Annotated in this window: 19 protein-coding genes and 1 CRISPR repeat array; of the genes, 2 read left to right on the top strand and 17 right to left on the bottom strand. The window is 60.6% G+C overall.

All coding sequences use genetic code 11. The annotated features are described in order from the left end of the window. The 16 genes from I2D41_RS08430 to I2D41_RS08355 form a co-directional block, all read right to left on the bottom strand. On the bottom strand, nt 1-1,509 hold the full coding sequence (locus I2D41_RS08430; RefSeq protein ID WP_195246319.1) for a hypothetical protein: 1,509 nt from the start codon (nt 1,507-1,509) through the stop codon (nt 1-3). Then, complete coding sequence (locus tag I2D41_RS08425) at nt 1,506-1,883, bottom strand: DUF192 domain-containing protein (protein ID WP_195246317.1); 378 nt, start codon at nt 1,881-1,883, stop codon at nt 1,506-1,508. The genes I2D41_RS08430 and I2D41_RS08425 overlap by 4 nt, the downstream gene beginning before the upstream one ends. A 10-nt stretch (nt 1,884-1,893) precedes the next feature. Further along, nucleotides 1,894-2,763, bottom strand: coding sequence for a type II secretion system F family protein (locus I2D41_RS08420; protein WP_195233401.1), 870 nt, complete (start codon nt 2,761-2,763; stop codon nt 1,894-1,896). A gap of 10 nt (nt 2,764-2,773) precedes the next feature. Further along, on the bottom strand, nt 2,774-3,676 hold the full coding sequence (locus tag I2D41_RS08415; protein ID WP_195246315.1) for a type II secretion system F family protein: 903 nt from the start codon (nt 3,674-3,676) through the stop codon (nt 2,774-2,776). After that, nucleotides 3,673-4,974 carry a CpaF family protein gene (locus I2D41_RS08410; protein ID WP_195246313.1) on the bottom strand — a complete coding sequence of 434 codons (1,302 nt, stop codon included), beginning with the start codon at nt 4,972-4,974 and terminating at the stop codon, nt 3,673-3,675. Before I2D41_RS08410 ends, I2D41_RS08415 begins: the two co-directional genes overlap by 4 nt. Next, nucleotides 4,964-5,857: a Flp pilus assembly protein CpaB gene (cpaB, locus tag I2D41_RS08405; protein WP_195364219.1), complete on the bottom strand. Its 894-nt coding sequence runs from the start codon at nt 5,855-5,857 to the stop codon at nt 4,964-4,966. Before cpaB ends, I2D41_RS08410 begins: the two co-directional genes overlap by 11 nt. Before the next feature lie 371 nt (nt 5,858-6,228). Next, complete coding sequence (locus tag I2D41_RS08400) at nt 6,229-6,822, bottom strand: hypothetical protein (protein ID WP_195246309.1); 594 nt, start codon at nt 6,820-6,822, stop codon at nt 6,229-6,231. Then, nucleotides 6,823-7,296 (bottom strand): pilus assembly protein, encoded by a 474-nt coding sequence (locus I2D41_RS08395; RefSeq protein WP_195246307.1) that lies wholly within the window; start codon nt 7,294-7,296, stop codon nt 6,823-6,825. Beyond that, complete coding sequence (locus I2D41_RS08390; RefSeq protein WP_195246306.1) at nt 7,296-7,709, bottom strand: TadE/TadG family type IV pilus assembly protein; 414 nt, start codon at nt 7,707-7,709, stop codon at nt 7,296-7,298. Before I2D41_RS08390 ends, I2D41_RS08395 begins: the two co-directional genes overlap by 1 nt. Before the next feature lie 32 nt (nt 7,710-7,741). After that, a complete protein-coding gene (locus tag I2D41_RS08385; protein ID WP_195246305.1) occupies nt 7,742-8,551 on the bottom strand; it encodes a hypothetical protein in 810 nt (269 codons plus the stop codon). A gap of 1,256 nt (nt 8,552-9,807) precedes the next feature. Next, nucleotides 9,808-10,752: direct repeats of the CRISPR family, unit length 36 nt; unit sequence GGCAAGTAACTGCTCGAAGCGCGGTACCTGCGAAGC. Nucleotides 10,753-10,989: 237 nt separating this feature from the next. Beyond that, nucleotides 10,990-11,664: a P-loop NTPase family protein gene (locus I2D41_RS08380; protein WP_195246303.1), complete on the bottom strand. Its 675-nt coding sequence runs from the start codon at nt 11,662-11,664 to the stop codon at nt 10,990-10,992. Then, a complete protein-coding gene (gene cas2 / locus I2D41_RS08375) occupies nt 11,661-11,969 on the bottom strand; it encodes a CRISPR-associated endonuclease Cas2 (RefSeq protein ID WP_195246301.1) in 309 nt (102 codons plus the stop codon). The genes I2D41_RS08380 and cas2 overlap by 4 nt, the downstream gene beginning before the upstream one ends. 25 nt (nt 11,970-11,994) lie before the next feature. After that, nucleotides 11,995-12,882, bottom strand: a complete 888-nt coding sequence (gene cas1, locus I2D41_RS08370; protein WP_195246299.1) for a type II CRISPR-associated endonuclease Cas1 — start codon at nt 12,880-12,882, stop codon at nt 11,995-11,997. Then, nucleotides 12,875-17,068 carry a type II CRISPR RNA-guided endonuclease Cas9 gene (gene cas9 / locus I2D41_RS08365; RefSeq protein ID WP_195246297.1) on the bottom strand — a complete coding sequence of 1,398 codons (4,194 nt, stop codon included), beginning with the start codon at nt 17,066-17,068 and terminating at the stop codon, nt 12,875-12,877. Before cas9 ends, cas1 begins: the two co-directional genes overlap by 8 nt. Before the next feature lie 144 nt (nt 17,069-17,212). Further along, nucleotides 17,213-17,491, bottom strand: coding sequence for a hypothetical protein (locus I2D41_RS08360; protein ID WP_195246296.1), 279 nt, complete (start codon nt 17,489-17,491; stop codon nt 17,213-17,215). Nucleotides 17,492-17,748: 257 nt separating this feature from the next. After that, a complete protein-coding gene (locus I2D41_RS08355; protein ID WP_195233453.1) occupies nt 17,749-17,991 on the bottom strand; it encodes a hypothetical protein in 243 nt (80 codons plus the stop codon). Nucleotides 17,992-18,293: 302 nt separating this feature from the next. On the opposite strand from I2D41_RS08355, the gene I2D41_RS08350 reads away from it, so the two are divergent. Next, nucleotides 18,294-18,944 carry a 3'-5' exonuclease gene (locus I2D41_RS08350; protein WP_195246292.1) on the top strand — a complete coding sequence of 217 codons (651 nt, stop codon included), beginning with the start codon at nt 18,294-18,296 and terminating at the stop codon, nt 18,942-18,944. Between the two features lie 144 nt (nt 18,945-19,088). Further along, nucleotides 19,089-19,271 (top strand): hypothetical protein, encoded by a 183-nt coding sequence (locus I2D41_RS08345; protein ID WP_195246290.1) that lies wholly within the window; start codon nt 19,089-19,091, stop codon nt 19,269-19,271. 20 nt (nt 19,272-19,291) lie between these two features. On the opposite strand, the gene I2D41_RS08340 is transcribed toward I2D41_RS08345, so the two are convergent. Continuing rightward, nucleotides 19,292-19,441 (bottom strand): HNH endonuclease, encoded by a 150-nt coding sequence (locus I2D41_RS08340; protein WP_271741686.1) that lies wholly within the window; start codon nt 19,439-19,441, stop codon nt 19,292-19,294. Nucleotides 19,442-19,465: the final 24 nt, after the last annotated feature.

Raw genomic sequence — 19,465 nt, 5'->3', positions numbered from 1 at the left:
TCAATCCATTTCATGTCGCAACCGGTAGAGCGTATAACCCCTGCCGCTCGCCGTCTTTTCGGCGCCGGGACAGGCTTTCTCCAGTCGTTTCCCATGGGAGTCCATCACGATTGCCCATGCCCAGCCATCCTCCCTTAGGCGCCCAAAGCCGCCTTCCAGGCTGTCAACGTAGAGTCGGTAGTCATTGGCAGCGCTGTCCCCTGCGATAGCCTCAGACCAGATCTCAGGTCGCATATCGTATGTCACGGGCACTTCGGCCCACTCGAGGTAGTTCATCACGGAGACGTCCTCGGACCATATGCGGCCGGGGTCGTCGCCCAGGGCCTCGACGATTTGCCCCATATCCGCGTCAATCCCGCACCAACCGGATTCCACTCCGCTTGCCTCGGGCTCGATTGAGTGGAGTCCGCTGTTGATGACGGAGAGTGCCAAGACAAGGCTCAAGGCCAGCCTGCCTGCAATGAGCGCTCGATATGTCCGGCGCTCGAGTTCGTCCTTTCGCCCGGCAGATACGGTGACGATCAGAAACGAGACGGTCCACGTTATCCAAAGACACCTGACGGCGAGCGCCCCGGCGATTGCGGACGCCATCCAAAAGGCAAGGAGGCATCTGGGCGGGAAACGGTGCGCGAGAGCGCACGATGCGCTCGCCGCAAGGACGGCAACGCACCAGAACAGGGCGGCCGCCGGCATCGCCCACACCGGCTTCAGCTCGAGGATGACCCCGCCGTACGATGCTGCACCGAGTGAGCGGAGCACATAGAGTGAGCCGTCGATTGCATACGGGTTGACAAGGGATTCCGCTGCCATTCCGGCAATCGCCGCAAGCAGGGGCAGTCTGGACTGTGACCACGCGCGGAGTGCCTCGCATGCATTGCTCGGCTCGAACTCGCCCTCTTCCGGAAGCAGGAAGCACGCTGCGGCGGCGGCCGGCAAGGGCCAAAGCGCCGCCTGCAGATTTACAGACAGCAGCGATACGACCAGGAGTACCAGAAGGTAACAAGAGCTGGCGCCACGTCGCCATTCTAGGCACGTAGAGATGGTGATAAACAGCAGCGCTGCCGTCCAAAGGGACGGACGGATGGACAGATATGAGGCCATGAGGGTAAAGCCGAGCGCACCGATTAGCAGCGGTGCCCAGGGGTAGCGTGCGTTTCGCGCCAGCCTGGAAACGGTGCCGGTATAGGCCCACAGGGCGAGTGCGGCGGGTATCGCCACGGAGACGGCGACGCCCACGTAGCCCGCGGCCTTCCAGCACAGGTAGAGCCACGCGTCGTGCAGCCACTGCTGGATTACGATTCCCTGGCCGGCGATTGCGGTGAATGGGTTCGTACTCGGGATGCCGGATTCGACGACCACGCGCCCCGAGGCCAGAAGGAACCATCCGTCCGTATCAAGCGTCCCCGCCGACCTGATGGCGGGAATCAAGGCCACAACGACCATTGACAGGAGGACGGCGAGCGCCGCTGAGGCACAGCGTACGATCTTCGCTACCTTAATTTGGTTCAATCGAGTCTCCTGATAGAGATCGGGCGGTCCGACTCGTTGAACGTCCCGGGCGCGACCTCGATGCCGCCCACAGCCCCCCGCGGTGCGAAAAGGATGCGCCAGGGGGCGACTGAGGCATCGAGCGAGACTACCGGCCAGGACTGATCTGAGGGGTCGAAACGTCCAATCCAGCAGACATCAATCGGGACGCGCATGAACAGGGTATGGAGCGACCTGCCCCTTGCGTAGACCATGCCGGTGGATTTGCCGATTGACTTGGCGCCCATATACCCGATCGCCTTGTCCCAGAAGGACTTGGCGATCTTGAGGGAAATCGGGACCTCGGCGCCGGACCGGGTGGTGGCCACGCAGGGGATATCGTATTCGAAGCTCATGGACCTTCTCCTACATGAGGGAGGTGAACGTCTGCGCGATCTGGGCCAACACGGGGGCGAGGACGACGATCAGAAACACCGGAAGGATAAACAGGATGATCGGGAAGAGCATCTTGGTACCGAGCTTCTCGATCTCCGACTCGACCTTCAGGCGCCGCTGCTCGCGAACCGTCTCCGCCTGGTCGCGGATGATGTCGACGAGAGATCCGCCCGCGCGCTCGGATTGCGCAAACGAGGCCGCGAAGATCGTGAGGGACGGCACGCGGGCTCGCTCTGCGAAGCGAAGGAGCGCCTCGGTTCGCGATGAGAAGCTGGCCTCGTTGGCCACTCGCTCGAAGCCCTGCGCGATGGCGCCGTCCATCTTGCTGCCGACCGTGTGCAGGGCGAAATCGATAGATGAGCCCGCCGACATGCAGATTGCGAGCAGATCGAGGGCGTCGGGAAGCTGTCGGTCGAGCTCGTCGCGCCATTTCGCGCGCTCATTCAAAAGCCACAGCTGCGGGATGGCGATTCCCGTGAGCGCCAGCGCGGCGAAAATGCCAAGACCCTTTGCCCCGCCGACGAAAAGCGACGCGACGAGTCCCGCCGCCGTAAATCCCGCGGCGCTCGCGACGCGGAAGGCCCAGAAAGTCGCCGGCTGCATGGTGGAACCGGCGCGGTCGAGGGAGTCACGCGTCGAGTCCATTACGGTGCGTGAAATGGGTGCGAGCCTGGAGACAACGTTGGACAGCTTGTCGGCGATTCCGGGAAGCGCCGGGGAGGCGTCCTCTTCCGCAGGCTGCTCTAGGCCGAAGACACGTTTGAGGGCGATGTCCACTCCGAGGCCCGCTGCGATTCCGATGAGGATGATAATGAAGCCAGTTGTTATTGATTCGAACATCTGAGCTCCCCTAGTCGTACCTGATGTTGCTAATTTGCTTCAGCACCATGAAACCGATGATATCGAGCGCTATGCCCACGCCCAGGCACGCCCACCCCGCAGGCGTCATGAAGAACTGCCGGTGTATTTCCGAGGCAAGCGACATGAGCAGCAGCATGACGATCGGCGCGAAGCCGACGATCTTCGCCTCGAACCGTGCCGAGGAGGTCTTGGCCTCGGCCGAGCGCTTCGCCTTGACCTTTGCCCTGATGGCCTCGCCAACACGCTCCGTGATCTCGGAAAGCGAGCCGCCTGTCTGCTGCGATACCGATACGGCTGTTGAATAGAGCCTGAGGTTGGAGCTTTTGGTCCTCTTTGCCATATCGTCGAGCGCCTGGTCGATGGGGCGTCCGTTTCTAAGGTCGCGCTCAAGGATGGCGAACTCCGACTTCAGGGGCTCATCCATGTGCTCGGCGACCGGTGCCACCGATTGCGCGATCGAGACTCCCGTTCGAAGGTTCGATGCGATAAGCGGCATTGCCTGGCCGAGCTGCTCTTCGAAAAGGCCCTGTTCGGCACCACGCTTCGTCTTCACCCAGATCGGGAAGGCCGCGATACCGAGCGGGAGTGCGGCAACCGCCCCCGCTGTCGAGCCCATTGCAAGGATAAAGACCGATGGCGCGAACGCAACTACCGCCCATAGCTGTGCCGCCTCGGTGGTGGAGAGCTGGGGTGCCGCGCCCTGGCACACGCGTCGCAGGGCGCCGGAAAGGCGGTTGCCCCCATCTTTACCGGAGGGGTTCTCCGGAAGGGGGCCGGCTTCTGACTGCTCACGCTCGATGCGAAGCTTTCTTGCCGTCAGGAACAGGATTATTCCCATCAGGACCGCCGGCAGCGCGGGAAGGAGGGCTGCCGGGGAAATCTGCCCGCTCATCGACGGAACCAGAAATCGTCATCGATGTACACGCCGCGCGCGAAGAGCTTTTCGCGGTGCGCCGGGGTGATGCGCTCTCCGGTGGGCATGAACTCTCCGAGCACCTTGCCGTCCTCGGAAAAGCCCGTTTGTTCGAAGCGCATGATGGTGCCCATGGTGATGACGTCGCCCTGCATGCCCTGGACCTCGGCGATTTCGGTAATTTTGCGCGAGCCGTCGATATCGTAGCGGTTGACGAAAATGACGAAGTCGATAGCCGAGGCGATGAGCTCCATGATCTGCTCGCTTCGCATCTCCGTTCCCGTCTGCTGGATCATCGAGCGCAGGCGAGTCATGGCCTCGCGCGCGTTGGAGGAGTGGACGGTCGTGAGCGAGCCCTCGTGGCCTGTCATCATCGCCTGGATCATGTCGAACGCCTCGCCGCCGCGGCACTCGCCGACGACGATTCGGTCGGGGCGCTCGCGCAGCGCGTGAATCACGAGCTGCCGGATGGTGATCTCGCCCTCGCCCTCGATGTTGGGTCGGCGAGCTGTCTTGCGCACGACATGGGGCTTCTGGAGGCGCAGCTCGGGCGCATCCTCGATCGTGACGATGCGCTGGTTGTCCGGGATGAAGGACGAGCAGGCGTTGAGGAGCGTCGTCTTGCCCGAACCGGTGCCGCCTGCGATGACGACGTTCATTCGGCCGAGTACGATCGCCTCCATGAACTCGAGCATGCGCTGGTCGAAGGTGCCGAGGGCCATGAGGTCCTCGGGTTCCACCGCATCCGGTCGAAACTTACGGATGTTGAGAATGTTGTGGTCGACGGCGATGCCCTTTGCGGTCGCCGCGACACGGGAGCCATTGAATATCGCGCCGGGGCGGTTCAGGATGCAGTCGCACAGCGGCTGCGCCTCGTCGCAACGGCGACCGTCGGCTGACGCTATGCGATTGATGATGAACTTTACATGCTCGTCGTCTTCGAAGGCTACGGGGACCCTCTGTAGCAGTCCTGCACGCTCAACCCACACATCGTCCGGGGCGTTCACCATGATCTCGGAGATCGACGTATCCGGAAGCAGCTCCTCGATGGGTCCCAGGTAATATAGGTCGTTGAGCCCGGCCTGGATCACGGCGTTAAAGGAGTCGTCGTCCAGACGCGACCCCTCGGGACTGGAATCAATAATCTCGGCAAGAAGGTCGCGGGCGCGCGAGTCGCGCTGCACATCGCTCTCGGAGGCATCGTTGGCGGCGGTCAGGATTCCCGTCGCCTGACGGACGGCCTCGCGTTCGATGCCGAGCAGATCGCTATTCAGCATTTTGCACCTCCCCCGTCTCGGGAAGGGCCACGAGTCGGATGCCGCTCGCGCTTGAAAGGGCGAGGGCCTGGTCCTCAGTTACCTCGATTGTGACGTTGGAGTAGCCGTCTGACTTGGAACCCGAGAGATTGCCGTCGAGCGCTAGTACGCGAATGGAGTCGGCCACGCGCACGCTGCTCACGACCTGGCCGTCGTTCACGCTCGCGAGAACATCGACCTTGTCGCCGACCGAGAGCAGCGGGGAAAGTCCCGTTGAGCTGTCGAGCGCGACGGTATAGGCAACGTGGCCCTCGGTTACGGCGGTGGTGATGGAAGCGGGTTTCTTTGAGCCGGAGACCGATGAGAGCGAGACGGCGGTTCCCGAGGTCTGCTGTGTGACGGACTGGCGCCCGGCGACATCGGATAACTTCTTCGCGGCGTCCTTGGGCGCAAACGCCGTGGGCACGCTTGCGACCCTAAGGTCTGCCGAAGTGATAACTTCGCCGGGGGCGACATCGCGCGTGACGGTGACTACCTTGACAGTCGACTTCTCGAGACGCGCGAGCTCGCCCTGCGCCTGTGTCCATCGCCAGCCCGAGAAACCGACCGTCACGACTGCGACGGCGATCGCCACGCCGGCGACGGCGGCGAGCCTTCGGTCCTTACGCGTTCCCCCGGCTGCCGGTCCGCGCTGCCTGCGGGCGGTCGAGGCGCCTGCTGTTGACGTGGTCCTCTGGCCGCCCTGTGCGGGTTTGGGGGCCGCGGCGGGCATCTGCGTCGACGTGGTCGCCCCCATGGCGGCCTCCTGCGCCATGGCGCGCTCCAGCTCATGGCCGAGCGCCTGCTTGCGCCCGCGGAGCCGCTCGACGCTGCGCATGCGCCCGGAGTCGATGGCCGTGCGCATTTCCGAATCGACTTGGGCGATTTCTGCCCTTATTTCCTCCTGGGTCCTTTTTTTTCATCTCTATGATTCCTTCCTGGGACCTAGGAGTCCCTTAAACGCGAGCGGTGGAAAATGGTTCGCACTCCAGTGCCAGGTGATACTGGCTGCACTTCCCCCCCTCCCGCACAAACCATCTCGAAAGCCTTTTTTGTTGAGCAGACCGGTCTCTGACGCATCGGGTCGTACATCGGGCCCGAGGGCTCTTCGGCCTGACGTACTATTCCGACATATAAAGAATCGCCCCGCGCGACGATCTGCGCAGGGCGATTTGGTGCCATTGGGTGACAATATGGCGCGCTATGGCGTGTTGGCTGGCGGTTGCCGTCTGACGATCAGGGAAGCATGTCCCTCACGGCCTCGGAGAGAATTTCGGGTGCATCGTCGAGAGAGCAGGCTCCCGTTTTAGTCGAAACGACACCTTCCTTGTCGATCGTGTACTCGCACCAGCCGTTACCGGTATCGGCCGGTCGCCACACCGTCGTGGACGAATAGGGATGTAGGGTCCAGACGGCGTCCGAGCGCACCTTCAGCTCGTCGATGCCGGCGAATCTCGCGAAAGTCGACGGCCAGGTTCCCTCAAGGACCACATAGACGCCTGCGTAGCGATCGGCTGCCCCGCAAAGGCTTTCAGGGGCCTCTACATAATAGACCGTGGCCTTTCCGGTGTAACCGTTGGCCTTGAGCATCTCGAGAACCTCGGAGCGCGCCTCATCCCCCGGGTTCTCGGCGTATTTGACGGCATTGGCCTCACCGAAGCAAGACTGCCTCGTGCTCTCGAGAAGCGACCCCTGCCATGTCCTATATGCGAGAGCTCCTCCCAGGTCTACGGCGAGCGCTATGAGGAGGGATAAGGGGATGAGCATCACGACGAAAAAGGATGTGAGCTGCGCGCGGGCTCCCCCTCCCCTGAGTGCGTGGCACTTCATCTAGATGACCTCCCAATCGGAATAGCTGATGTAGGAACGCGTGATGTTTCGGACGGATCTCTTTCCGAACACGTTGTAGGGCGCCGGGTAGTCGTACGTGATTTCAGCCGACACCGCTACGGTCCTGTCCTCGGTCCTGAGGTTCTCGGTGCCCAAATCACCTGCGACGGCGTTTCCGTGGCCGAGGTTCTCATCGGAATCGATGTTGACCGAGGCGTTCTTTACCGTGAGACAGCTTGGGTCAATGTCGGCCGATGCGCTTACGAGCTTCTTCACGAGCGTGTCGGCGTCCATAGAATCCCAGCCTGCGGGAAGTCGGTCCGCGAGATGTGCGAGGGAGTAATCAATCCTGGCTCGCTGGTAGCCCGTGAACCCGAAGCCCAATATGGCGAGGACGACGGTGAGCGCTATCGGGAATACGAAGATGAATTCAGTGGAGATGAGCGCCTCGAGCGACCTTCTGTTACGCACCATCACTTGACCTCCGATGAGATTGCCGTTGCCGAGGATGACTCGGGCTCAATTTCCGCAAGGCCATCGAAGACGGCCAGGGTGAATACGCGGCGGCATGGAATCTGGACATTGACCGTGACGGACTTGCGCTCTATTGAAGAGTCCCTGGACTTGTCCCCAACCCTTAGCTTCACGCCTTTGGACGAAAGCGCGCCGCGCTCGATATCCACAGTGCAGCTGCTATCGAGACCGATAGCGCCCCTTACGTAGGATTCGACTTCAGAATCATTCTTATCGGGGTTCGCTGCGGCGTAGCGCGCCCCCTCGGATGCGGCCGCCGATGCGAGGGCCTTGCATCGGCTCAGGTTCGCGCAATCCACGACGAGTGCGAGCATTGCGATCATGATGGGGAGTAGAAGGACGAGCTGGGTCACCATGACCGCCCTGAGTTCTGTTGGTCTTGACCTCATAGCAGATTACCTTTCAAGATTGCGATTAGCGTCGCCCCGACCAGACTTACCGACAGCACGGCGTTATAGGGGACGTTGTCTTTGAGGCGCGCGCAGGCGGGAATGAACCTGATGGCAAGCTCAAGAGCGCACGCGCATAGAAGGTGGATAGCGAGAAACTCGAACACCGTTCCGACGGACAGCACGGTCATGAGGGCGATGGCAAGTGTGAGATAGTCGCCGGCGTGCCAGGAGATGCCCCCGATACGCTTCATGGCAAATGAAATCAACGCGAATACGGCGGCGCAGGGAACGGTGATTATCGCCCACTTATATGGTCCCCAGGGGGACGACACGGCGCCCGAGGCCGCAAAGAGGAGCAGCATGGGCACCGGTGCAATCCTGAATCTCATGTCCTCCTGCCCAAGCGCCACAGAGGTCGCCAGCAAGACCGCGTAGGGAACCGAGATGAGCGTTCCCACCCATGAGGCTAACAGGTAAGGGTAGACAAGGGCGATTTCTGAGGCCAAGGGAGGGTTATGATGGCGGAGGTATGCTCCGGTGTCGCCAAGCATGGATAACTCCGCGCCGATACATCCTTTACTCCCCAGGGAAATGAGTGTCGAGGGGCTGACGCCGTAATTAACTGCCTCCCTCTTCACGGCGTCAATCCATTTATCCCTATCGGCGTCACCGGGTCGTGCCTGGAGCATGGCCTTGTCCTCATGCTCCAGCGCGGCGTAGCGCCAACGCTGATAAAGATGGGAGGCGCACCAAAAGCCGCAGCCGACGGCTAATATGGTCGCCAATCTGACGCCAAAAGACACGGGAGCCTCCTCGATACAGGCATGGGAACTCATATTTAATTCTGTAGTCGTGTTTACTCAAAATAAGGCCTATTTGGTGCCACGTGGTGACAGGTATATATCGAAACGCAACCTATGCGGGTTGGACCGCACCATGGACACCTACAAAACTGCGGAGCCTCCGTCCTGAGGACGCCTGCGGACAGTTGGCGGCTCAATCGCGATGCGTATGGTGGATAGCCGATCGATAAGGGTGCATCCGAAGTAGAAGCTGTTCAGGAGCTAACGTCAGACAGATATAATTGCCGATCGAAATACAGTACTTGCGAAACATCACCAGATAGCCAACGCCATACACCTGAGGAAAGATACTGCTCGAGGCGCGGTGCCTGCGAGGCCCGTTACAGTCGCACTGCTCGTCGCAACAGAATGAGTATCTGCTCGAAGCGCGGTCTCGGCGAAGTGCATCCCGTCATCTTCCTTTTCGGAAAAATGGTAAGCAGCTGCTCGAAGCGCGATGCCTATGAAGCTCATGTCGCTTTCCGTCAAGGGCGGGAGAAGACAAGAAACAAATTGAAGTGAGTTGCCTACGAAACGCATCGAGCAGACAAACCGCATTGATATGCAGCAAGTATCTACTCGAAACGCTGTGCTATTGCCGCGTATGTGCTAAATAAGCTGGGGGCCGTTCCGGTAAGCGGCTGCTCGGAGTGCATTTCCTGCGAAGTATACCCCTCTCGAATTAAGGAGCTCCGAGCAAGCGGCTGCTCGAAGTGAGGTATCTATGAAGCGCATGATTCTGCAAACGTTAAAGTTGGATATGTCGATGCTTGACGTGTCGTTTTCTCGAGGACCACGAGCGCCTTCTGATTCTCTTGACAGCGGGAGGCGAGTGCAAAAAACGCGACACCTACAAAGCTCGCGGGTGAGAAGCGGGCCCATCTGGAGGGGCAAGTAGCTGCTCGAGGCGCAGTACCTGCGAGTCAGCAACCATACCGTACAGTCGATGAATCCTGGCAAGCAACTGCTCGAAGCACAGTTCCTGCGAAGTATTAAGAGATTTAAGAAAAGTGGATTCAGCGGTAAGTAACTGCTAGAAGCGCGGAACCTACGAAGCATATGGAGCGTTCCAATGGAACATAGCCCGGCAAGAAACCGCTCGAAGCTCGGTACCCGCGAAGCGCCATCGCACGTATATTAACGAGCGCGATCGCTAAGTAACTGCTCCGAGCACAGTACCTGTGAAATTCCCAATTCCTCCTATGGTGCAATTGTTCAGGCAAGTAACTGCTCGAAGCGCGGTACCTGTGAAGCTTCAGCTGGTCAGGCATTTACTTTATATCAGGCAAGTAGCTGCTCGAAGTGCGGTACCTGCGAAGCCGACGGTCTATCACATCGTGTGCTCGGGGAGGCAAGTAACTGCTCGAAGCGCGGTAACTGCGAAGCACCGAGGACGAATGGCTGTATCTGCCCGTTGGCAATTAGCTGCTCGAAGCGCGGTACCTGCGAAGCATCTCCTGGCTCATGTTGGTCCGGTTGACCGGCAAGTAACTGCTCGAAGCGCGGTACCTGCGAAGCGCATATAGCAGCGGAAGAAGTCGACCAACAGGCAAGTAACTGCTCGAAGCGCGGTACCTGCGAAGCCATTTTGCGCGTATGATGGACGAGCAGAACGGCAAGTAACTGCTCGAAGCGCGGTACCTGCGAAGCGACTTTAGGGGTGCCCGCGAGCACCACGAGGGCAAGTAACTGCTCGAAGCGCGACTCCGTGATCAACCTCGGCGACGTCAGGCAAGTAACTGCTCGAAGCGCGGTACCTGCGAAGCCCGCTTGCCCGTAGTTCCAGTATTTCAGCCGGCAAGTAACTGCTCGAAGCGCGGTACCTGCGAAGCGGGAGCTGCTTCCGTTAGACGTTCCCAGCAGGCAAGTAACTGCTCGAAGCGCGGTACCTGCGAAGCATATCGGTGAATACAACGACGAGGAGATTGGGCAAGTAACTGCTCGAAGCGCGGTACCTGCGAAGCGCCTTGGCCCTCTCGTTGACGCGCTCGATGGGCAAGTAACTGCTCGAAGCGCGGTACCTGCGAAGCCCAGCTGCAGGGCGGCAACAGCGCTGCGATGGCAAGTAACTGCTCGAAGCGCGGTACCTGCGAAGCGCGCTCTGCGCGGCAAAGGCGGCGAATAGGGGCAAGTAACTGCTCGAAGCGCGGTACCTGCGAAGCCGGAGAATCGGCATCGGCTGGCAAGCGCCAACATAAGAGCAGCTACTGAAGCTGAAAAGTTGATTTAAAGAAAGAAAAGGTTCCGACGATTTTGGGAAACCATCCTATTTCCGCCCGGAAACAGGATGGTTGTGTGAGTTCTGGAAAAACCTGACAGCTACCGGATCGTCGGACAACCGGGCTGTCAAGCAATAAGCCTTATTTGAGATTTCAAGGTGCTCACACCAGTTTAACGGTTTAAGCGGTGCGGGAGAAGAGAACCCCGTCTCTGTCTATATGCCACACCGGAATCTCGGGATCGGTTGCGTTCGTCTCCCGATATTCGAGGAACAGCAATTCCAGACCCTCATGCCGCGCCTTTCGGGTTATCTCCAAAACATCAGCTGGATTGAGTTTGTCGATAAGGCCGATTACGGCAATTGACGGACTCAGCCCCGTATCGCAAACGTAATCCATGAATGAGAGGAATCTCCTGAGCAGGGTACTGCCCGGTTCACGGCGCGGTGTCAGCGAAAGCCATTTGGCGAATGATTTGATATCCCGCTCCGAGCCCCCTATCGGATCCGTTCGAAGCGAAGCCCCCAACTCTGCAATCAGCTCGTCGACAAACATCCTGATCTCATGTGCCTTGGTCGCCAGGGGCTCATAGGCCTCGACCTCGGCAGCCATCCTCGACGCGTAGGCGCCGATAAGCCTCCGGTCTTCGAATGGGAGCTCGATCAGGCTGTCGATAAGGAGGATATCCTTCGGCTTGATCTTTCTCTCCCCGCGGTATAGGGCGATTCCAGGCTCCCCTTCCCCCAAAAGCGACTTTGCGCATCGCGATAGTCCGTCGAAATCATCGAAGGAAATGACTCCGAGCCCATCCGGTAAATCGATAGTCTCCCCTATCGTTTCAAGCTTGACGATCATAAGACGATGAAATCCTCTCCGGTAACAAGGTGCCCCTCGTCTGACGGGCTTCCGCAAAGCGTGAGCATCGAGCAGAAGGAAATCTCGGATACCCTGAGCACCTGCACCAGCCCGGCTTCGGGAATGTTGGCCTTGAGGCGCAAGATCGCCGCCTCGGCGTTCTTGGAGTCCACTGCCAGGCGGGTGTAGACGGAATTCTGCAGCCTCGTATAGCCGTCCCTGACAAGAAACTGCCTGAACCTCGAGTACTCGTGGCGGTCCTGCATATCGGCTACGGGGAGGTCATACATGACGATTATCCTCATGAACCTTATCCTCCCCCGCTCCTCATCAAGGCATTCCGGGCGTCGAGATCCCATCCACATCGCCAGTCCCTTCCATCACCCGAAGGCACCCATCTACCCAAAGGTCGATGACGTCCGACACCCGGTAGCTCCCATGGCCATAGGGGATCCTGTCCGCGAGTGTGGACGCAAGGAACCTCTTCACGGACGGCGTGAGCTCGCAGGGACGCTCCAGCTCGACCTTCCGGTCGATCAGTGGCCTGAACGGCTCCATGAGGTCGCAGGCGAGGTTGTAGGGGTTTGTTTTGGAGTGATGGTGGATGCCGACTTGGTTGAGATAGCCCTTCGCCGCGATCCTGCACGCTGTATGCGAGAGCAGGATGGAATAACCATAGTCGAGGGCATTGTTGGTCGCGTCCGCGTGCGGTGCCCGGACGAAACCGGTACCGAACAGCGCCTGGAAATAGCGGCGGGCCCCGGCGGCCTCGCGCCCGGTCGAATCGTCCGCGCGGACCTCTCCCGCATAGGACGCGAGCAGCTCGGCCTCCTGTTCATGGCCCGACCCTTCGAGGACGGAGGCCTGGTTATCCAGCTTGCACTCGACGATCTTCTTCCACAGCATCTTGCGCGGCCAGGCGCCCCATGACATCTGCGCGAGGACTTTGCCGTTCGTGTCGATCGTTGCTCCCGTTAGCGGCATCAGGATTGATGCCGGCATATGCCGGCTATCGGTGAGGATGACGCTGCATCCCCTTGCCGCGAGCTCATCGATCAGGTAGGTCGATATGAACGCGGCCTTCCCGTCGATAACGATGCAGTCGAGCTCGTCGGCCCGTAACAGAACGGGGCGGGGGTCGCCGCCGCGGTGAACGGCGACCCATCCAGCCTCATAGCGCAGTTTCCGGGCGTTCTCTATGAAGAGCGTCTTACCCAAGGGTGGAAACCCTCTCGTGAAGGCCCGCCGCGGAGATGTCCACGATGGCGAAGCCCGCCTTGGGGTCGTTGACGATCTTATCGAAGGTCATCGAGAGCGTGCCCGCGAACGCGCTGCCGCCGATGGACCTCACGTCGGCGGTGCCCCTGATGCCGGATAGGAGCTCCACGACCTGGACCTCGGATTCCGCTACCGCTCGGACGGTCTTGGCGATATCGTCTGCTTCCGCATCGGAGAACACCTCCTCCGGCGTCTTCAGGGCGCCCAGCTTGAGCACCTTAGAGACGCGGGGGAAGTTTGCCGGAGCGAGCTCGAGAAGGCGTGCCCACAGCCGGCAGAGGACCTGGGCATCGGATTCGAGATCGCGTCTGGGGCTCGGCTGCTCGCCGTCCACCATGCGCTCGACGATTCTGAGCAGGAGGGTGTCGGTGGCGTCGAGGGCGAGCTGGCGCACGGGACCGGCGGTCTTCTGGCCCTTTATCCTGAAACGCTCCCCGTATGCCTCGTACACGGTCTCCTTAAGGATCCTGTCGCGCACGACGCGGATGAACCTCTCGCCTGATTCGCGGCACAGCGAGCGCGCATAGAGCTCGGTGAGCGAATCGGTGGCCTTGGACGCGATGGACGTGGGCACGGGGGCGAACCTGAATAGATTTCCCTTCTTGCCCTCGCTCTCGTAGATCATGAAGTAGGCGAACGTCTGGGCGGAGTAGCCGCCAAACAGGGCCGCGTCGCGTTCTCCCTTCACGGGAATGAGCTTCGTCTTCGAGTCGCGCGGGGAGTAGACGGTCTGTTTCCAGAAGGCCCCGCCCTCCTCGTAGGGGGCAAACGTCACGCGTAGGTTCTTCCAGGAGCAGGCACGGATGAGCCTCTCGCGCTCGAAATCGGAATCCCACAGCACTTCGGCCGTGTCATAGTCCACGAGGTCACGGAAGAAGCCGCCGGAGAAGAAGTCGAGCTCGGAGTCCGCCCCGCCCCAGCGCTCCTGTACCTCGATATCGCGCATGGTGCGCTCGTAGAAGGCCCTGTTGTTCGACCACATGGGCGCCCTCGTCTCGATGAACCTGCCGGTCGTGAGAGCGATCAGGGCATCGTGTGCGTGGTAGTAGCGGTTGGCCTTGCGGCTTCTCGGGATTCCCGCGCGCCTCCTGACCGAACTGGCGACGCCGGCCTTCACGGGCACGACCTTGACGCCCGCGTAGGTGGCCTCGAGGACCGCGGCGATGAGCTTGCACTCCTGGCTCGTCTCTGTCAGCTGGCACCCGACGATCGACTTCAGCATCCTCTCCGAGATCTGCGTCCTCATGAGCGCGTTGAGCTTGCGCTCGGTCATGAGGCCCACGCGGCGCAGGTGCATCCATAACGGCGCCATCTTCCTCTGGACGGGCCGGGGCACGATGATGGACTCCTTCTTATCAAGGCTCTCGGCATACAAGACCAGTACCTTGTTGTCGAGTGATTCGTCCTTGCGCACCGACCTGGGAAGGATGCGGTCGACGCAGTAGTCGGCTGATGCGATGCGCGCAATATCGATGGGCCTGCCGGAGTAGAGGCTCTTTCCCGCCTGCTTGAAATAAAGGTACAGACGCTCGTTGATCTCCTTCTCGTCGAACATCCCCAGTTCGCGTAGGAGCCTGGCGGCATCCAGGTCGCGGCGCGCGTCCTCGTCAAGCGCCTTCAGAGCGGCCTCGATCTCCTGGGCGCGGCTTCGCGACCTCCTGCCCTTCAACTTGTTCGATGCGGTCCTCGTGACCTCGACGTAGACCTTGGCCGGGGCACAACCTGCCACCGAAACCATATCCTCGATAACCTTCATGGCCTGCGAGACGCCGCGACGAAGCGCCGGGGACCCGGGCAGGGCGTCGATGCCGAGCTCGCCGGCCTTTTCCAGCGCGGCTGCGTTGGCCTCGTCGATCTTTGCGCGGAAGCCGAGCTCGGTATCGCTTAAGGCCTGCATCAGGTTCATGGACGCGCCGCGGAACCTGCCGTAGGGCGCTCCCTGCTCGAGGACGTCCATGATACACATGTCGCCGCGCGCGGTTTCGGCCCACACGCCCGTCAGCAGCCGCTCGGAGAGCTGGCCCCAGCCCTTGAGTCGCTTCGCGCAAAAGGCGTCGATGGCTTCCTCGTCAAGGACGTCCCCGTATTCCTTGGCGATCTTGCGCTTCAGGATGGAGCGCTCCTCGAACACGGTATTCCAAAGGATAAGGTCCTCTGCCATGGACTTCTGGGCCGCAGTGAGTGTCTTCACGCCGAGAAGATTTGCCATCCAGGCCGATACGGACAGGCGCGACGTCATCCTCTTGGCGTCGGATACGCCCTTGACGTGGGGGTGAGCCATCGTGAAGTCGCGCGAGAGGATGTTCTCAATCCGGTTGAGGGTCATGACCGACCCGTCCGATGCGGCCTCGACAACAGAGCGCCTCATCGCGGCATCGAGCGGAAGCCAGTCCTGGCCGTCCTCGGTGTAGCGGATTCCCGCCAGCTCGTTCAGGAACCGGAAACGCTCGTAGATGAGGGAGTTCGCCGGGAGCACGTCCTCATCCACCAGATAGGTGCACTTGCCCGTCATGCGCCGGATGAAGGCCTCTGCGGCCGCATCAGTATCGATATGCTCCTCGTAGTTCCAGGGAGCCACGAAGGCGCGCTCGTGGCCGGGAAGACGGCGCGACCACGCGAACCTCGCCTTGCCGTGTGCGTCCACTGGTGCGGCCGAGGAATCCAGCGGTCCGACGTAGTACGGGATCCTCGAGGTCAGCACCTTCAGGATATGGGGGCCTGCGTCCTTGAGCCAAGGGTAGAAGCTGCCCTGCTTGTCGATGATGCGGCCCACGACCTCCGCATGGAGCTGGTAGGGAATCGCGCTGTTGTCCGCGGTGTGGATACGGCGTAGGAACCTGTGCTCGCCGAGGGCGGCGACCATATCGACGTAGGCTGGGTCCGTTACGGCATCCGTGCCCTTGAAGAGCCTCTCGACCCTCTTCTTGAACTCCTCGTAGGGAATCACGTTGAGGTCGTAGGCCGTATAGCCCATGTTCCTTTTCGCCCCGTCGAGCTTCTTCACGAGCACCTTGTCGTACCCCCCGCGCCCCGACCTCTTGGGGCCGCCGAAGAAGTCCCTATAGAGGGCGAGGCCGTCCTCGTCGGGACCGTCTGCGGAATCCGCGCGGACGATATATTTCAGCGCGAGGTCCTTCAGGGTGCGCAGCTGGCGCCCATACACCTCGTACTGGGCCACCTGGTTGTGCGAGAGGGTCTTTCCGGGCGCAAACGAGAGAAGGCCCTGTAGACGCCATGCCGAGTAGAGACCCCTCGCGGCCTCGATAGTCGGGGCGAGGCGGTCGGGGCAGTTGGCGAGGAACTCGTCGAGCGCGTCGGCATCGGACACGGAAACCTTGCCGATCTGCTCGCCCTCAAGGGCGAAGGCGCCCATGTTCGCCTTGTAGCCGGCGACGAGGTCGCCCAGCGCCTTTGCCTGAACGCGTGCTATCTTGGCGTCGATATCGTCGCCCGCCACCGAGACGGCGCCGGACACGGCCTTCTGGAGCTCGCGTGCCGTCCAGGAGCCGCCCATATCGGCAAGCGCGCCACCGTCGAGCTCGATAGCCTCGCCGCAGACCTCCCCCAGGGCGTCGAGCTCGCGCACGAGGGCCTCGACCTGAGCGAAGGGGTCTGAGTTCGCCGACGTCACGTCATGGCCCTCCATGAGGAAATGGCCGCGTCGCACGACATGGTTGGCGACGGCCCAGAAGATAAGCCTTGGGTCGCGGGGGGTATCTGATTCCATGAGGTCGACGTCGAGGTGCGCGAGCGTGGGATAGCCGTCGAGAAGCCCCTGCCATGCGGCGGCGGCGGGATCTGCCGCGATATCGTCGCGCATGAGCTTGTAGGAAATCCTGCGCCTGACGAAGAAATCCGGATCCGTGGGCGCGATCGCCGGGGCGAAGATGCGCTCCATCTCGCGCTCCCTGCCACGTGCGCGCTGGAGCCTGCGCCTCGCCGTGCGCGGCATACGGGCCTCGGAGGCGTGGAGCGCCTCCTTGAAGCAGCGTGCGCCCATCACGGGCTGGCCCTTATGGTAGAGGACCTCCCCGTACTCGTCTGTGGCCACGAACCCGACGCTCGTGCCGTCGAGGTCGATTCCGGCATACCACGGACCGTTGATATTTTTAAGTTTCCTGGCCATGAGTTCTCCTGTGTGATATAAAAGGATTGTGAGTTGCTGCTCGAAGCGCAGTACCTAAGTCGAAATACGGCTTAAAAGCCACAAACTGCCTTAACAGGCCGCCCCGTATGGGGCTTTTTCTTTATTCCGACATTCCATAGGCATCTAGAGCAGGTGCTCCATGACGGTACCGGTCGAGTCGGTGCGGAAGCGGATGCTGCCCACCGTGTTCTCGTGGATCATGTCGCCGGTTGCCACATCCACGTAGACGGCATCGCTGAGACCGCGCGACACCTCCATCTCGGTGGCGCCGGTCTCGGAGTCGATGCGGAGCTTCCCGACCTGGTTGCGCACGTGCATCTGGCCCCTGGAGTCCAGGCAGCGCTCGACCGTGCCGCTGCCGGCCTCGGTCAGGTGCACGCTATTCATTTGGAAACTGTTCACAGTTACCCCTCCCCCTCTGAAAGAAGGCATGAGGCCGGGCCTTTCCCGGCATTGGAGGGTTTTATCCAATTATAGACTGACGTCGGGACGTTCCCGATAACGATTCCGAGCGTTGCCGGAAGGCCATGTTCCGAGTATCTCGACTTCCAGCCGAATGGGCTAAGGGCCTTTCCGCAGCGAAGGGGATAGCCGAAAAGAAACCCCGTCCCAGGCTGATTCCGGGACGGGGCCAAAAGGGGAAGGCAAATCGAGCTATATTACGTGAGCGAGTAGCCGTTGGTGCCGATCTTGCCGACGACATTGGTCGCCATCGTGATGACATCGCGGAGCTTGCCGGAATAAATCGAAAGCACGGAGACAAGTGCGAGGGCAAGCAGGCCGATGAGGATGATCATCTCGGTGGAGAGCACGGCACCGAACTTCTCGTCAGCTGCACGACGGACATTGTAGGTCTTGGCCATGAGGTACATGGCCATGGCGTTCATGGTTCCAGAATCCATGATGCACTCCTTTCGGTTGGGGGTTCGAGTCTTCAGCCCCCGTCGACACGATGGGATGGACCTCCACCCCCAAATAAGATTTTGCCCCGCGAAATGCATCAACAGAAAGTAATTTGGTGCCAAGGGGTGACAAATGGTGACATGGAAAACGCAGATAGACCACTACGTACGCGGCCGTACAACACATGTTCGACAAGATTTAATGACCTCCTGGTCGCAGGCGCCACAAAAGGCCTATCCGGTGCTGTGATAGAGTCGGGGCAGCTAACGGCGAGGTCACCAAATAGTGAGAGGAACGGCGTATGGCATGCGTGCGTGTAACCGGATCGGCCGACGAGATCGAGCTTCTTGCGCGCTCGTTCAGAAAGAATCCGGTGCTTCGCTGCCGGCTCGACGGCATGATGACGGGTTATTTCGAGGCGCGGGCCCCGAAGGTTGTCTGCCTGGACCTCGGAACGACGGGGCCCAACCCCGTTGAAGATGAGATCGTGGCCATCGCGATCGTGGACTGGGCGGGAAATGCGGTCCATGAGGGGAAATACAAGCCCGATTCCAGGGAGCTGTGGCAGGCGGCATCTGAGGTCAACGGGGTGACCCCCGACAACCAGATGGGCCTCCCCTCCTTTTTCGACGACCAGTTAAAGATCAGGGAGATCATCTGGGGCGCAGACGAGGTTATCGTCTATAACGCTTCATGCGTCATGAGGTTCCTGGGACACAACGACGCTGCGCCCGCCTCAGGTGCCAGGGTCACAGATACGATGTATGAATATTGTCAATGGCTCGGGGAGACGAATCGTAACTACAATCGCCTCGCACATATTGAGCTGACTGATGTGGCCGATCATATCGGCTACGACCGGCCGGATGGTATGAGCGCGAGCCTAGCCAATGCCCTCGCCTGCCTCGGTGTCCAAAAATGGATCGAGCGGCAGCGGCGTGAGGAACAGTAGCTCTCTGGATCTCGGGCTAGCACGACATGCCCATCGAGTCTGCGCATCGATGATTCCGTGGATGATTGTTTCGATTTTGTGACACGGGATGATTCCACCGAGCGGCAAGACGCTCAGGGATCTCGGCTTGGAGAGGTGATTAACATGAACGTTAACGATTTTATGGCGAAGCACGGTATCACCGATGCCGACCTCGAGCGCATGGCCGCCCCCCATGAAGATGGCAGCATTGAGCTCGAGCCCGACGGCAAAGTATTCATCGGCTCGCATCTCGATACAGTCGGCACTCGCCGCGCGACGGTGGTTAACGATGAGAAGGATGCTTAGAGGGTTTGCTATCAGATGCGTTACTCCTCGTACTTGTTCCCCTTTCCGCAATTGCAGTCCTCGCAGAGCGTCTGCAGATTGCCTATCTCAGACTTTCCACCGCGTGAGACGGGCTTGATATGGTCGACGTGGAGCTTCACGTCGTCCTCGCGACTACGTCCGCACTTCACGCACCTGAAGCCGTCACGGCGCAG

This window comes from Collinsella aerofaciens (assembly GCF_015552075.1).
GTDB classification, from domain to species: Bacteria; Actinomycetota; Coriobacteriia; order Coriobacteriales; family Coriobacteriaceae; genus Collinsella; species Collinsella aerofaciens_Y.
Note: the sequence above shows the minus strand (reverse complement) of the source record. Positions and strands in the feature narration are given on the sequence as shown.

Bases quoted from the DNA above. Each gene is read 5' to 3' on its own strand.
- I2D41_RS08425 (WP_195246317.1), bottom strand. From the start codon at position 1,883: ATGAGCTTCGAATACGATATCCCCTGCGTGGCCACCACCCGGTCCGGC.
- I2D41_RS08420 (WP_195233401.1), bottom strand. From the start codon at position 2,763: ATGTTCGAATCAATAACAACTGGCTTCATTATCATCCTCATCGGAATC.
- I2D41_RS08415 (WP_195246315.1), bottom strand. From the start codon at position 3,676: ATGAGCGGGCAGATTTCCCCGGCAGCCCTCCTTCCCGCGCTGCCGGCG.
- I2D41_RS08410 (WP_195246313.1), bottom strand. From the start codon at position 4,974: ATGCTGAATAGCGATCTGCTCGGCATCGAACGCGAGGCCGTCCGTCAG.
- cpaB (WP_195364219.1), bottom strand. From the start codon at position 5,857: ATGCGCACGGCCATCGACTCCGGGCGCATGCGCAGCGTCGAGCGGCTC.
- I2D41_RS08400 (WP_195246309.1), bottom strand. From the start codon at position 6,822: ATGAAGTGCCACGCACTCAGGGGAGGGGGAGCCCGCGCGCAGCTCACA.
- I2D41_RS08395 (WP_195246307.1), bottom strand. From the start codon at position 7,296: ATGGTGCGTAACAGAAGGTCGCTCGAGGCGCTCATCTCCACTGAATTC.
- I2D41_RS08380 (WP_195246303.1), bottom strand. From the start codon at position 11,664: ATGATCGTCAAGCTTGAAACGATAGGGGAGACTATCGATTTACCGGAT.
- cas2 (WP_195246301.1), bottom strand. From the start codon at position 11,969: ATGAGGATAATCGTCATGTATGACCTCCCCGTAGCCGATATGCAGGAC.
- cas9 (WP_195246297.1), bottom strand. From the start codon at position 17,068: ATGGCCAGGAAACTTAAAAATATCAACGGTCCGTGGTATGCCGGAATC.
- I2D41_RS08355 (WP_195233453.1), bottom strand. From the start codon at position 17,991: ATGGATTCTGGAACCATGAACGCCATGGCCATGTACCTCATGGCCAAG.
- I2D41_RS08350 (WP_195246292.1), top strand. From the start codon at position 18,294: ATGGCATGCGTGCGTGTAACCGGATCGGCCGACGAGATCGAGCTTCTT.
- I2D41_RS08345 (WP_195246290.1), top strand. From the start codon at position 19,089: ATGAACGTTAACGATTTTATGGCGAAGCACGGTATCACCGATGCCGAC.